The organism is Shewanella sp. 38A_GOM-205m, from assembly GCF_000518445.1.
Taxonomy (GTDB): Bacteria; Pseudomonadota; Gammaproteobacteria; order Enterobacterales; family Shewanellaceae; genus Shewanella; species Shewanella algae.
The window spans coordinates 176,212-189,521 of record NZ_JADP01000008.1; the positions used below are offsets into that span (position 1 = coordinate 176,212).

Genomic DNA, 13,310 nt, shown 5'->3' on the forward strand with positions numbered 1-13,310 from the left:
TATATCGTGTCTCAAGGACTGGTAACAGCAGCCTATATCATAGCGGCCCTGTTCTTCATCTTAAGCCTCGCCGGCTTATCGAAGCAGGAGTCTGCAAAAAATGGAAACCTGTTTGGGATCATAGGGATGTCGATCGCTTTGATCGCTACCATACTGAATCCTGAAACCAATGGTGTTCACTGGATCATTCTCGCCATGGTGATAGGCGGTGCCATAGGTATTCGTCTGGCGCTCAAGGTTGAGATGACAGAAATGCCTGAGCTGGTCGCCATTCTCCACAGCTTTGTGGGTATGGCCGCCGTATTGGTGGGTTTCAACTCTTTCCTCGGCCTGCACCCACAGGCGATGAACGAAGTGATAGTCACTGTCGGTAATGACCTCAATGCCACTCTGGAAGCCGCCAGGGCAGCCATAGAGCAAGCCGCCGCCTCGGCAGCGCATGAGCCCATGACAGGCGCCATGCTCAACATCCACCTGGTGGAAGTCTTCTTGGGGATCTTCATCGGTGCCGTAACCTTCACCGGCTCAGTAGTCGCATTCGGAAAACTCAGAGGCATAATCTCCTCCAAGCCGATGATGTTACCTCATCGCCACAAGCTCAACCTGCTGGCGGTAGTGGTATCCCTGCTGCTGATGATTTACTTCGTCAACGTAGGTGGCAGTATCTGGCCTCTGCTTATCATGACACTGATAGCCTTTGCCTTTGGCTGGCACCTGGTAGCCAGCATAGGCGGCGCCGACATGCCGGTTGTGGTATCCATGCTCAACTCCTACTCTGGCTGGGCGGCCGCAGCGGCGGGCTTTATGTTGTCCAACGACCTGCTGATCGTCACAGGTGCCCTGGTGGGGTCTTCCGGTGCCATCCTGTCTTACATCATGTGTAAGGCGATGAACCGTTCCTTTATCTCTGTGATTGCCGGCGGTTTCGGTACCGATGGCGCCGTTTCCAGCGGTGATGAAGAGATGGGCGAATACCGTGAAACCACAGCCGAGGATGTGGCCGAGCTGCTGAAAAACTCCAGCTCAGTGATCATCACCCCCGGATACGGCATGGCAGTAGCCCAGGCACAGTATCCCGTCGCCGAGATCACCCAGAAACTGCGTAATCTGGGGGTTAAGGTGCGCTTCGGTATCCACCCGGTTGCCGGACGTCTGCCGGGCCATATGAACGTGCTGTTGGCCGAGGCCAAAGTGCCTTATGACATAGTGCTGGAGATGGACGAGATCAATGATGATTTCGAAGACACAGATACAGTACTGGTGATAGGTGCCAACGACACGGTTAACCCCGCGGCCACTGAAGATCCTTCCAGCCCAATCGCCGGCATGCCGGTACTGGAAGTGTGGAAGGCCCGCAATGTCATCGGCTTCAAACGCTCGATGAACACAGGTTATGCCGGGGTGCAGAACCCACTGTTCTTCAAAGACAACACCCAGATGTTGTTCGGCGATGCCAAGGCCAGCGTAGAAGCGATTTTGAAATCACTCTAAGCGGCCTATCACAGCTACAGCATGACTAACAGAGGGAGCCTGACGGCTCCCTCTTCTTTTGTCTTGTGCTTGCCTCTGCCAGTGGTCGTGCCTATAGCCACTTTCCTCCAGGAGTTTATTCAGGTACAAAATTAAAAAACAACCAAGGATGAACCATGAAACTCAGGCTGCCGCTGCTGGCTTTATTGCCGGCACTTCTTTTAAGTTCAGTCGCCCTGGCCAAGCCAGAGCCTTTGCTCTATGGCTACAGTGATACTCTGGCATCCAAGGTCTACCAAAGCGAGCGGCGCTGGATGCTGTCCTTGCCGGAACGCTACCATGCCACCCAAGACAGTGGTCGCCGTTATCCCGTGCTCTATATCGTCGATGCCGACTTCCAATTCCGCCATGTCTCCGCTGCGGTCAATAACCTCGCCAGAATGGGCAAGATACCGCCCATGATAGTAGTGGGTATCGCCATGCAGGGCCAGAAAGACTACCTCTACTCCACCACCTGGCCATCGGCTGAGGGCGCTGACTTTGGCGGCAGCGACAAAATGCTCGCCCACCTGCAACAGGAACTCGTGCCCTATATCGACAAACACTACCGCACCTCGGGCCACAATGCCCTTGCCGGTTATTCTCTGGGGGGCTTGCTGAGCCTGCAGATGATGTTGCAATCCAGGAGTCCTTTCAGTGCCTTTCTCGCCATGAGTCCCAGCATCTGGTACGACAACATGGCGCTGCTTGAGCGGGCAATTCCTTGGCTGAAACAGCCTAGGCAGACATCGGCCTACCCCAGGCTTTTTCTCTCTCTGGCCAACGAGCAAGGCATGGGTGTGGATGAATTCAGAAAACTGCTCGCTGAGCAGGCGCCCGAATGGCACTTCGACTACCGTTTCTTTCCCTCAGAGACGCACTACAGTACCGCCATGCCGGCGCTGCTTGCCGGGCTGGAAAGCCTGACGCCAGGTTACTTTACCGATGTTGGCCCCTTGATGCAGCTTGGCGATTACGAAGCGGTACTGGCGCACTTTGAGGCCAAGAAAACACTTTGGAGCGGCTTTCATTTCGACTGGCTGCAGGCCTACACCTTGGGAAAGTACCTCTATTACAGTGAGCAGAAATCAAAGATGGCCGAAGTGCTCGCCCTGGCCAAGAAGCAGTTTCCAGAGGATCTTGCAGAGCTTAGTGCCGGCTTTGCCAAAGTGCTCAACAACCGGGGCGAGTTTAAGCTGGCCAAGGAACTCTTGCTGATGACCTCAAAAACGGGCGCAACCCAGGCTGATTGGCAGCAACAACTGAGCCTGACACTGGTGGCTGAAGGCGACAGCCTTGGGGCAAAAGCAGCTCATGCCAAGGCGCTGGAGCTGGCCGAAGCCTATCAACTGGAAAGCTGGGAGTGGTGGGAACTGCAGTAATAGGCCCGGCGCGCCAAGGCGACCGGACCTTTATCAATCACATTATTGGAAACAGCGCCGAAATCAGGCTATCTGCTGAACCAAGCCATGACTGGTGTTTATCTGCCGCAGAATATTCAGCAGATTGCCGCCCTTGTCTTCCCTCAACTGGCCGACATTCAAACGATGGCTGATATCGGCCAGACTCAACAATCCGCGGATCTGATGGGTCTGGGTATCGACCACAGCAAAGTAGTTCTCGCGGCTGTGACGCAGGCTCTGCAACACATCGGCGACACTGGCGTTGGCAACCTCATCATAGGCCAGTGCCTGCAGTTGCTCTCTTGGCAGCATCAAATCAAATACCGTCCAGGAGGAAGGTTGATGGGCCTTGTCGACAAGCTTGAGCAGATTGTCCGGCGCCAACAGCTCCTGGGTGATAATGCCCAGCATTTCATGACGTGCATTAATGACAAAGTGCAATGCGCTGTGTTCACTCTGCATCAGGGCTGAGGCATCAGGCGCCGGCATATCGGCGCTGATGACCATACGCGCACTGTGGCTGAAGTCCATCATGGCCTCTAAGGCATTGTCATAAGGGTTGAGTTGATTGGCTAAAGCAGAGGCTTGCAGCCTGTCGTTGCTGGCAATCGCAAAAGGATGAAGTGTTTTCATATTGTTACCTCACTTGGAAACTGGGTTGCCGGGCTTCGCATTAGTGCGAACCCGAAAGACGGTTTTCAAATGAGGGAAAATGGCGGTGCGCGGGTCTGTGCCTGAGGAAAGACATGCAGTGCATGGGATTGCAGTGACTCCAGCGACGGCAGACGCAGTACCAACTCGGCCGAAGGCGCCAGATGAGTAGATTTCTGTTTCGGAAGCGTCGGCTCCTGAGAATCTGTCAGCGTCTTGAGGAACAGGCCTTGGGAATTATCTCCCTGCACCGCCAGAGGTATTGAGGCTGAAACCGGTACCAGAGAAACCTGCTGAGAATGAGCCTTGGGGATAGCTGCAAGAGTGCCTGTCAGCAAAATACTGACCAGAAATAATGCAAACCACCTCTCGATTCGGCTCATCTGTGATCCAGATCTCAAAACACCTATTTGCCGACAATAACACTGCCTTGGAAAAAAGCGCAATATTTTTCAGCAGTAAAAAATAAACCCCGCTCAGAGAACTGACCGGGGTTTATTGGAGAAGGCCGACTTCGACAGGCCCCGGCATGCCTTCAGTCGGATGCCTTGAACGCCAATTGCTGTGCAAGCCACTCTCTGCATAAGAGAGTGGCACGAGGACTTATTCGCACCTTCCCTACTAACCTAACTGAAACTCAGCGACGGATCTTCACCTCTGGCTCATTAAGCATCGCCAGCAAGGGATTTTGCTGCATCACTCTGGATTTGAGGCCAAACCCCAGGATAAGTCCCATGGCAAAGCCACCGATATGAGCCCAGTAAGCCACGCCTTCACCGGCCATCATCAAACCAACCACGTTGAATACCAGCCAGATGGCAAAGAAAGCCATAGGCGACAGCTTCTTCTGGTAGATAACAAACATAAAGGTCAGGCTGGCATGACGGAACCACAATAGATACATGCCGAACAGGCCGGCAATGGCGCCACTGGCACCCACCATAGGGATATTGGAGCCGGGATCAGCAATAATCTGCACCGCCGCAGCCGCCAGGCCACAAAGCAGATAAAGCCCAAGGAATCTCATGCGTCCCAAGGCGTCTTCCAGATTGTCGCCAACCACATAGAGGAAGTACATATTGCCCGCCAGGTGGATCCAGTCGCCGTGAAGGAACATATGGCTGAACAGGGTCCATACATGGCTGCCGTGCAACACCTCATCGGCCCGCAGGGCAAAGTTGGCAAATACGGTGTCGGCTATGTCCAAGTCTGTGCCATAAGCGGCAAAGATCATGATATTGAGTGCCAGCAGCAGGTAGGTGATGGCGGGTTGTGAACGGGTTTTGAGATTAAACTCCACCGGCATTTGCGACAAAAACTGAAACAGCCAAGTCTTCACACTGATCTTGCCATTCAGCTCGGCCAGTAGCCCTTGCAGCCTTGGGGATTGCACCACCTTATCCCTTTCATCCTTGTCGACCCAAACCCCACTGCAACTGTGGCAGACATCCAGCTCTATCTGATAGCCGTCCATCAGATGGTATCTGTGCATCTGTTCTTCACAGTGCATACACTGGCGCTTGGAAAGCCCGAGGTGCGGTCCCAGCGACTCCTCGATGCGCACATGATCGTTGCCATTGTCGGCTGTTGACAGCGCACCGTTAAGCTCGCCGTTGTCAAACCAGATGCCTTCACATTGATTGCAGCTGTCCACCTGCTCACCGTAAAGCTCAAAGGTGCGCATCGACTCGCTGTGACACCCGGGACATTTTAAACTCATGGATTATTCCTCTGTGATATTCACATCCATGCCACTACGCTGCAACTCAAGCTCCATACGCTGGAAACTCAGTTGCAGCTTAGGCAGAGTATCGGCCGAAATCTTCCCTACCAAGGCTCTTAACCTGGTTGTACCGACACCACGGCTCAACTCTTGCTTTTCCATTTTTTCAATCAGCTGGGCAGATTCAATTCTGAACCTGCGGATAGCGGTCAGGATCTCAGCCGGTGTTTCCAGTGCATTGGCCGAGTAATACATGTTTTGCCAGACAAAATCGCTAAGCTGGGGATGCAATGACCGCAAGTCCAGCGGTCTGAGTTTATCTATGTCCGCCATATAGGCTTCCAACGTCTGCAAGTTATCCCGCACTTCGTCATACAAGGCACGTTGTAGATGATAGTTGTTCTGGGTATTGACCAGAGAATCAAACTTAATCGCCTGTGACAGCCCCTGCTGCGCCGCCAGATAAACGCCCAGAACCGTTGCCACCACCATAAACAGCTGGCTCACCCAGAAGCTGGTTTTCACCAGCTCACTATTGTCAAAATGAATTTTACTGCCGTTTGATACCGGCTCAGATTTCCTTTCCATAGCAACTCCCAATGATGGTATTTAACCTGTCATTGTGAGTCAGGAAAACTCAGTTATCCGTCGGCCGATTCCCAAGCAACAACCGGAGTTGTCAGTTTACATCCATACCGGCACGTCTCAGTTCGTCGGCCATCTTCTTATAGCTCTGCTCCAACTTGGGCAAGGTCTTGGTTTCGACCTCTTCAATCAGCACTCTCAGTTGTTTGGTACCAAAGCTTGGGCCATAGAACTTACGTTCAATCTTGCCGACAATATCTTCAGAGCCCATGTAGAAACGACGGGCACCGGAGAGGATATCGCTGGGGGTTTCCAGGGTGTAGGCTGAATACTTCATGTTTTGCCAGACAAAGTCCGCCATAACAGGATGATATTCTTTGATATTATAAGGTTTTTCTTTCTCTATTCGCTCAGCATACTCTGTCATTACAGTGACATTGTCTTTCAGCTCTTCATAGAGAGAATGTTGCAGATGATAGTTGTTCTGCATATTGGTCAGGCTATCAAACTTAATCGCCTGTGACAGACCTTCCTGCGCCGCCAAATAAACCCCGGCAACAGTGGCGATAATCATAAAAATTTGGCTGACCCAAAAGCTGGTTTTCACCAACTCCTGATTATCAAATCTGATCTTTTTGGCGCCACGACGCTGGCTCTGCTCTTGATTGACTTCCATTTCGATACCTCTGTGGAACTGACTGAATTTTCAAGGCCGCCATCATACAGAAGGCCACTGCAACGAGCCAGTCCCATGGGCCATTTTTACCGCTCAGATCTCAACCAATATTCACTGTGCCGCCGCCCACCAGAGTACCGCCGCAGTCAACCGCATCGCCGGTTCTGGCGGCGGGTTTCCCATCGATAAAAACACTGCCCGAACCCGCGGCAATGGTACGAGGGTGCGGCGGATGTTTGGGCTTGTCGTGGGGGGCCAATGAATCGCCCTGACGTGCCAGCGGAATACCATCCACCTTGACCGTGGAAGAGGCCGAAGTCACCGGCGTGGGTGGAAACCCATCATGATCTGTCCCTATATCGCCCAACTTAACGGCATTACCCATAACTGACTCCTTAATACCTTGATTAACGTCCGCAAAATTTATCTGCCCATTGCTGCACCCTGGCAAGCTCTGTATCTGTCAACTGCAGCCTGGCTGCCAAGGGTGCCAACTCGCCGCTCGATGATGCAGCCACTCTGGCCAGCACCCATAATTCAGACTCTCTTGGACTCAGGCCCTTGGCGGCGGCTTCCTCCCAGGCCAGAGTTACCGCCTGCGGCAAGCTGTAATAGAGTTCACTGCTATCCAGCAGCGGCTTGGCATCGAGCCATAAACGGCTGAGCCAGCGTTGTTGCTGCCGACTAAGCGGCGTTTGTGGGCTCAAGGGGCGCTCGGGCTTATCGGCCCAGCAGCGGCTATCGCTCACCAACGCAGGTTCTTGCTCCATTCCCGGGCCACTTTGGCGCATCGACTCCAGCCTCTCAGGGCGGACAGGCAGCAAAGGCTCTGCGGACGCGGCATTTTTGCGCCTCTGCCCCTCAATGGCCAGCATATACTGGCGATAATCCCTGTCGCTTGCATCGAGTGTCATGGGGCCAAACTGAGCCTGGGCCTGACGCAGGTACTGATAACGGCCGCAAACCGCGAGCCACACCTTGGCTTCGCCGCCCGGCAACAGGCCAAATAAAATGCCGGTTTGACAAGCTTTACCACTGTCATTATCGCCGGTTGCCGCGGCCAACATCTGCCGCTGCAACTCATCAGGCAGGCGGAAACTCAGTTCATAGACCCGCTCTTCAGTGAGCGCCAGATAGCGGATAAATATCTCTTCCGGCGGCTGAACATAGGCATCGGCGTTATAAAAACTGCTGATGCAGTTGAAACAAAAATCCAGTGTCCAGGGATCCAGCCCTCCGGGGGCATTGGCCTTATGGGTCTTGAGGTCCGGGATCCGCCGAAAGCCGGTATGCACCGAAGTCCAGTCCTGCTTACTGTTGAGGCCATAGACAGTCGGCACAGGATTGCCCATGGGCATGACTTCATAATAAAAAGGCGCCACTATCTCTATATCCCAGGGAATACCTTCGCTCTGAGACGCGGCTCTGGCGCTCATGCTGCCTCCCGAGCAGGCAAACAGAAAGCCGCTCATCAGCAATAACAACAGGCGAAGTACTGTGGCAAACCCCATAGGCATACTATTTCCCTTTTACGGCCGGGTGCACGGCGCGAGCATTACCGTCGTTGGGGATATAAGGCACGATAAAACCACCGGCGACCGATACCACATCGGCGCTGTGGTGAATAAAGTGTGGCCTCAGTGCCCGCCTGAAAGATTCATCGCCAAGCAGCGGGTGCAGTTGCCCCTGCGTAGCCTGCTGCAATACCTCTTCGCAAATAGTGGCGAATGAACGGCCAAGCAGGTTAAAGTGACTGTTGAGATCTTCCACCTTGTAGCTGCTGTCCGAGCTCCATTTCTGCTCGAAGGCGCCGTCATCAAAGTTCACGCCGCTGAACTTGGCCAAACCGGCCATCAGCCTTAGATACAGGCGTGACAGATCCCCTTCAACAATCCGCGTCATGGTCAGCTTCACCGTTACCCTCTCTTCCGGCTCCCTGTTCTTGTTGCCCTGCAATACAGGCCTGACTACATAATCGATACTCAAGTCCGAGGTCTGACACCAGTTCATGGTGACCAAACGGTCGATTTCCCGCAGCACCTTTTTACCTGCATTGGAGGCCATCACCTTGGCGGTCAATGCCGGATCGTCCCCTTGACCAAAAGCCACCTGGCTATTGCTGCTGACGGCGTTTTTCGGCAAGCGGCTGTGATAGGCGGCAACCAGCTTGGTCTCGGTAAACAGCGGATTGTAGGACTGCACCTTGCCATCGAAAAACTGGCGTGAATAGTAACCACCGCCAAGATCCGAGTGTGCCCCGGGCAACACAGCCTCAAAGAAGGGGGCCGTTGGGTTTCGAGAGGCGTTGTTGAGGCTATTGAGCGAGAAGTTATACCTGAACTCATCCCTTGGATTGGCAGTGAGATGCACCACCTTCTTCACCCGCTTGGGATCCAGCCAGAGCTTCACATCACCATTGTGTTCATCATGGGGATCTATGCCGTCCCACAGGGTCGCAATTGCGGCGACGGTATCGTAAATACCGACGAAGTGGATCTGACAATGCTCATTGTTTTGCCAGTCCATATCCGAGCGCAGCGGTACATCGCTGCAATGCTTCGCCAGCGCGGCCTGGAACAGGTTATCTTTTTCCCTGAGCACCATGTTGGCGCAATGACGTGCCGCCGCTGCACCACGACTGAAACCAAAGAGATCAAACTCAAACTTACCTACGCCATCATACTGGTTGGCAAGGCGGCCCCACTGCGACTTGAGCTTGTTCTGACAGACATCATTCAATGCCTGCTCCACCCTAGACTCAACACCGTTATCCCCACGTCCGGCTGCCACCCCGGCAAAGGCATCATCATCATCTATACCGTTAGCCGGCTCTTCCAGAGACGTACCTATCCCTTTGACATACAAGCCAAACTGCAAAAGGCCAGCGCCATAGAGTTGATTGGCGTAAAGCCACTCAAGTTTCTGCACATTGGTGTATTCATTGGTGGCACTGAGATTCTCCATCGCCTTGGGCATGGGTGCCTGACACTGAGCCGCCAGTTCCAGGGCCTGCTCCTGTGACTCCACCGAGAAGCGGTTCATGCAGTAATGCGCCGCCCGCTCCTGCTGTTGCCGGCCCCAATCAACGTTATAGGTGTTGTTGGCTGTGCCATCGAAAAACAGCCCCATACGCACGGTTAACCATTTGAATGCCTGGATCTCCACTACATAGGCGTTGCGGCTGAGCAACTCTACGGCACCACTCTTGCCTTTCCCGGCTTGATGGCGCTCGGCCACGGCTGCTGTGGGCGGCTGTTGCCAAAAATCACCAACCGTTGCCTGCAAATGCTGTTTAACCGTATTGTTGAAGCCCTTGACCGCCTTAACATATTCAGGCACGGCGGAGGTTTCGGCAGCATTCAGGGGACGCCTGGACATCACAGCCTTGAGCCAGCTGTCGGTATCAAAAGTCAGCGTCACCGCACCCGGCGCCAAACAGGTGATCAGTTGCGGCCCCCCCGTCAACCTGAGCTGTCGACTGTTGCCGGCGGCATCGGTAACAGTGGCTGTTAACCCGGATAAGGGCTGATTGCTTTCATCACGAAAGTCGATTTCAATCCAGTCAGTTAAGGTTTCACAGGGGATAGTGTGCTGACTCATGCATGCTCCATCCATTTAGCCAAATTCAAAAAGTCCTGTTGATTCAATCTCATTCCTTGGGCGATCGCCGGCATAGGATAGCTGACACTGCGCCCCAGACGCGCTGCAGCGAACACAGGGATATCCTCTTCATCCACCCCTTGTTCGCGCCCCCGCAGAATCGCCGCCTTAATGATCTCCCGCCGCTTGGGTTGCTGACTCATCAAGGGATGCAACTCTCGCCATAACTGGCGCTCAACAATATAGATATGGCGCTGGATGTCACTTTGTCCGGCCAGATGCTCGGGTTTCATCTGCCACCAGATATCCGCATGCTCGGTATAACCGGGCTCGCCCGGGTGCTGCACTACAATGCTGCTATGCTGGGCCTTAACGGGGCTGGCGGGATCAAGATGCTGCGCCTCATCCATAGGGTCGTCGCTGTTGCCGCTTGGCAGCGGCTTGCCGACAAAGCTCAAACGGGTTATCGGCCCCAGAAAAGCCCCCAACTCAACTTGGCTCAAGCGCGGCAGCATAGGTTGCAGCACTCTGGGGTCATAGAAGCGGAATACCACTCGCTCACCATCACATGCCGCCAGAAGCAGGCTCTTCAAGTGGGCAAGCAGTTGCGGCCTGGGCAAATGACTCTCCAGCGCCAGAATAGGGCAATCGGCAAATGGCGCTTGCTGCAACAATTCCGGCCGTGCCGGCACCAACCATGGCCCCTTATCCTTATGGGACTCGAGCAAGGTGCCCTGAAACAAAGGCACGGCATCCACGCCGCCCTGTTGATAATAAGCGGGCAGCAGCTTTTCATTGGCCAGGGGATTAAGCAGCCAATAGCCTAATTCACTCAGGGTGTCATTCCGTTGCACAAACATTTCCACTCCTTGATAACCAAAGCCGCGCGGCGACTCCGGCAGCAATCAATCCTTGGCTTCAACCAGCTTGCCATCTTGCAAGCGGTAATCTGTGGTAACCAGCAAAGCCTTATCAGCATTTGTATCTCTGCCGCTGATGACTCTGATCCTTGGCTCTCCGGCGGATGTGTACTGCAGTTCTATTCCATCTCTATCCGATACCAAGTCATCGGAAGGCAGTTGCCGCAGCAGATTGCCCTCGAGCCGATAAACATTCATCAGGGTCTGATGCCCGCCTGCCTTGTATCTAAGCAGAATCTCAACTTGTCCATCTCCGTCGAGATCAACCGCTTGCAATTGGGGGGTATGGCCAGTGAAACCGTCGATGATCCGCGGATAACCCTGGCGATTATATTGCGTCAGATAAAGCTCCGCGGTGGGCATGCGATCGCCTTCGCTATCGGCAAACCAGAGGGCGGAGACATCCACTCTGGCGATAGTCCGCAACTCAAGCGTTAAACTCGCCTCCGCTGACTTCTGGGAAAAACCGTTTTCTGCTGTTGTTGCCCAAGCCGGAATCGCACCGCAACACAACAATACCCAAGCTAATACCAACTGCCTCATTATTTGTCTGCCTTACCGGTGATACGCCACCAGTCCTGTTCAAATTTCTCCACAGTGCCTTTGCCAAGCACAGTGTTGTAGTATTGCTTCCAATATTTGGCTACCGCCTTGATATCCTGACCATCAGGGAAGGCCTCTCCGGTTCTGAATCTGGCTCTGGCATAGTGCACATAAGCCATGGCGGTGGCGTATTCATCATTGTTGCGCAGCTCGGATAATCTGTCATCCGAGCCTTGCAGTGCCGAAACCTTCTTCGCCAATTTCGACTTATACTTCAGGAAGTTGTCCCAGATATCATTGTGGGTCGCCGGTTCCATCTGGTACAGCCCCTTGGCGGGTCCTTTACCCATCTGATCTCTCATGGTCAGATGACTCTCATGAGCTGCCGTCCCCAGCAATAGAATTTCGGCATCTTCATCGACCACATCGAGTTTTGCCAGCGTTGGCCGGATCACTTCACGGCGAAAACGCTCGGCTTCAGTTTCTTCTGTCTGTGGCTGGGTCTCAGCTTGTTGACTATCTGCGGCGCCGGGCGCCACCGCAGAAGCCGCTCCGCCACCGGTCGCAGCGTCTGCTGTTTCTGCCGTATCGACTTCAGCTGAAGTCTCAGCAGAGCTTTGCGCCTGAGCTTGAGCCGCCTCTTCGGTCAGCGGGCACACCTGCACCGCAGGCGCGGCGAACTCCTCGGCAACCAACAGCGCAGATAGGGGAACACTTCCCCCCTGAGGCAATATTGCCTGTTCAACCGCGCCGGGTAACACTGGTGCCAAACCGCTGAAACCACTGGCACTGCCTGGGCTGCCCCCTGAGTTGAGGTTGATCCCGGGGCCGGAAAGATGCACCCCGGCCGGATCGACTTTGACAAAACTGCCACCGGCCTTAAGTGTTACTTCGGCGCCGGACTCGATCACTATCTTGGCACCGGCTTTCAGTTGAATTTCCGGCCCGGCCTGCAACAGGTATTTGTCTGCAACCTTGATCTGCTGGCTGCCATCCACTATCAGGCTCTTGTCGCCTGTTACCTGCTGACGGGACTCGCCCAACACTGTCAGGTGGTCGTTTCCGCCGATGCGGCTGCGCCTTTCATTGTCCACATCCAGATGGCTGTCGTGCTTGATATGCTCGTGCCTGTCATTCTCAGTCAGTAGGTTCAGGTCTTTCTGCGCGTGCAGGTAAATCTCCTCTTCACCCGCTTCATCCTCAAACCTCAGCTCGTTGCTGCCCTCGCCCTTGTGGCTCTGGGTCTTCAGCACTGTGCGGGTCTTGTGGGCCGGCAGCGCGTAAGGCACCTGGTTCACTGCATGGAAGGCCCGGCCGGTGATGATGGGTTGGTCCGGGTCGCCGTCCAGAAACGACACTATCACTTCATGCCCTATCCGCGGCAGTGCCATAAAGCCATACTGACCACCGGCCCAGCCCTGGCTGACCCGTATCCAGCAGCTGCCGTGCTCGTCACCCCTGGCATATCTGTCCCAGGGGAATTGCACCTTCACTCGGCCGTATTCGTCACAAAATATCTCTTCATCCTTCGGCCCCACCACGGTCGCTATCTGCGGCCCCGCCATCTGTGGTTTGGCCTTCGGCTCCGCTTGCCATTGCATGGAGGATGGCACCGCCACTATCTCGTTACTGTAAGTGGTGCCGCGGCTGCTGTTGTCCTCTTCCGCCGCATTGCCCTGCTCGCCTGTGTGGCTGACGCC

Annotated in this window: 13 protein-coding genes; 2 read left to right on the forward strand and 11 right to left on the reverse strand. The window is 54.4% G+C overall.

Features of this window, described 5'->3' with window-relative positions; translation table 11 throughout:
* Positions 1 to 6 precede the first annotated feature (6 nt).
* Positions 7 to 1,491: a Re/Si-specific NAD(P)(+) transhydrogenase subunit beta gene (gene pntB, locus N512_RS0109985; protein WP_025009970.1), complete on the forward strand. Its 1,485-nt coding sequence runs from the start codon at positions 7 to 9 to the stop codon at positions 1,489 to 1,491.
* A gap of 155 nt (positions 1,492 to 1,646) precedes the next feature.
* Positions 1,647 to 2,891 (forward strand): alpha/beta hydrolase, encoded by a 1,245-nt coding sequence (locus N512_RS0109990; protein ID WP_037474670.1) that lies wholly within the window; start codon positions 1,647 to 1,649, stop codon positions 2,889 to 2,891.
* 63 nt (positions 2,892 to 2,954) lie between these two features.
* On the opposite strand, the gene N512_RS0109995 is transcribed toward N512_RS0109990, so the two are convergent.
* The 11 genes from N512_RS0109995 to N512_RS24775 all read right to left on the reverse strand — a co-directional run.
* Positions 2,955 to 3,545, reverse strand: coding sequence for a CBS domain-containing protein (locus N512_RS0109995; RefSeq protein ID WP_025886897.1), 591 nt, complete (start codon positions 3,543 to 3,545; stop codon positions 2,955 to 2,957).
* A 65-nt stretch (positions 3,546 to 3,610) separates the two neighbouring features.
* The gene (locus N512_RS0110000; protein WP_028780237.1) at positions 3,611 to 3,946 is read right to left on the reverse strand and encodes a hypothetical protein; all 336 of its coding nucleotides are present in this window, start codon (positions 3,944 to 3,946) and stop codon (positions 3,611 to 3,613) included.
* A 254-nt stretch (positions 3,947 to 4,200) separates the two neighbouring features.
* Positions 4,201 to 5,283, reverse strand: a complete 1,083-nt coding sequence (locus tag N512_RS0110005) for a rhomboid family intramembrane serine protease (protein ID WP_025886895.1) — start codon at positions 5,281 to 5,283, stop codon at positions 4,201 to 4,203.
* Positions 5,284 to 5,286: 3 nt separating this feature from the next.
* Positions 5,287 to 5,874, reverse strand: coding sequence for a hypothetical protein (locus N512_RS0110010; protein WP_037474671.1), 588 nt, complete (start codon positions 5,872 to 5,874; stop codon positions 5,287 to 5,289).
* A 91-nt stretch (positions 5,875 to 5,965) separates the two neighbouring features.
* Positions 5,966 to 6,547 (reverse strand): hypothetical protein, encoded by a 582-nt coding sequence (locus N512_RS0110015; protein WP_028780239.1) that lies wholly within the window; start codon positions 6,545 to 6,547, stop codon positions 5,966 to 5,968.
* Between the two features lie 100 nt (positions 6,548 to 6,647).
* Entirely contained in the window at positions 6,648 to 6,932 is a 285-nt protein-coding gene (locus N512_RS0110020; RefSeq protein WP_025886893.1) for a type VI secretion system PAAR protein, read from the reverse strand.
* A 22-nt stretch (positions 6,933 to 6,954) separates the two neighbouring features.
* The gene (locus N512_RS0110025; protein ID WP_028780240.1) at positions 6,955 to 8,064 is read right to left on the reverse strand and encodes a DUF2931 family protein; all 1,110 of its coding nucleotides are present in this window, start codon (positions 8,062 to 8,064) and stop codon (positions 6,955 to 6,957) included.
* A 1-nt stretch (position 8,065) separates the two neighbouring features.
* Positions 8,066 to 10,147 (reverse strand): phospholipase effector Tle1 domain-containing protein, encoded by a 2,082-nt coding sequence (locus N512_RS0110030; RefSeq protein ID WP_028780241.1) that lies wholly within the window; start codon positions 10,145 to 10,147, stop codon positions 8,066 to 8,068.
* Complete coding sequence (locus N512_RS0110035) at positions 10,144 to 11,007, reverse strand: DUF4123 domain-containing protein (RefSeq protein WP_156029145.1); 864 nt, start codon at positions 11,005 to 11,007, stop codon at positions 10,144 to 10,146. Before N512_RS0110035 ends, N512_RS0110030 begins: the two co-directional genes overlap by 4 nt.
* Before the next feature lie 45 nt (positions 11,008 to 11,052).
* Entirely contained in the window at positions 11,053 to 11,610 is a 558-nt protein-coding gene (locus tag N512_RS0110040) for a hypothetical protein (protein ID WP_028780243.1), read from the reverse strand.
* The coding region (locus tag N512_RS24775; protein ID WP_156029148.1) for a type VI secretion system Vgr family protein at positions 11,610 to 13,310 on the reverse strand (1,701 nt) is incomplete at its 5' end. The genes N512_RS24775 and N512_RS0110040, both read right to left, overlap by 1 nt.

Coding starts and splice junctions, on each gene's coding strand:
- N512_RS0110035 (WP_156029145.1), bottom strand. CDS start 11,007: ATGTTTGTGCAACGGAATGACACCCTGAGTGAATTAGGCTATTGGCTG.
- N512_RS0110000 (WP_028780237.1), bottom strand. CDS start 3,946: ATGAGCCGAATCGAGAGGTGGTTTGCATTATTTCTGGTCAGTATTTTG.
- N512_RS0110040 (WP_028780243.1), bottom strand. CDS start 11,610: ATGAGGCAGTTGGTATTAGCTTGGGTATTGTTGTGTTGCGGTGCGATT.
- N512_RS0110010 (WP_037474671.1), bottom strand. CDS start 5,874: ATGGAAAGGAAATCTGAGCCGGTATCAAACGGCAGTAAAATTCATTTT.
- N512_RS0109995 (WP_025886897.1), bottom strand. CDS start 3,545: ATGAAAACACTTCATCCTTTTGCGATTGCCAGCAACGACAGGCTGCAA.
- N512_RS0110005 (WP_025886895.1), bottom strand. CDS start 5,283: ATGAGTTTAAAATGTCCCGGGTGTCACAGCGAGTCGATGCGCACCTTT.
- N512_RS0110025 (WP_028780240.1), bottom strand. CDS start 8,064: ATGCCTATGGGGTTTGCCACAGTACTTCGCCTGTTGTTATTGCTGATG.
- N512_RS0110015 (WP_028780239.1), bottom strand. CDS start 6,547: ATGGAAGTCAATCAAGAGCAGAGCCAGCGTCGTGGCGCCAAAAAGATC.
- N512_RS0110030 (WP_028780241.1), bottom strand. CDS start 10,147: ATGAGTCAGCACACTATCCCCTGTGAAACCTTAACTGACTGGATTGAA.
- N512_RS0109990 (WP_037474670.1), top strand. CDS start 1,647: ATGAAACTCAGGCTGCCGCTGCTGGCTTTATTGCCGGCACTTCTTTTA.
- N512_RS0110020 (WP_025886893.1), bottom strand. CDS start 6,932: ATGGGTAATGCCGTTAAGTTGGGCGATATAGGGACAGATCATGATGGG.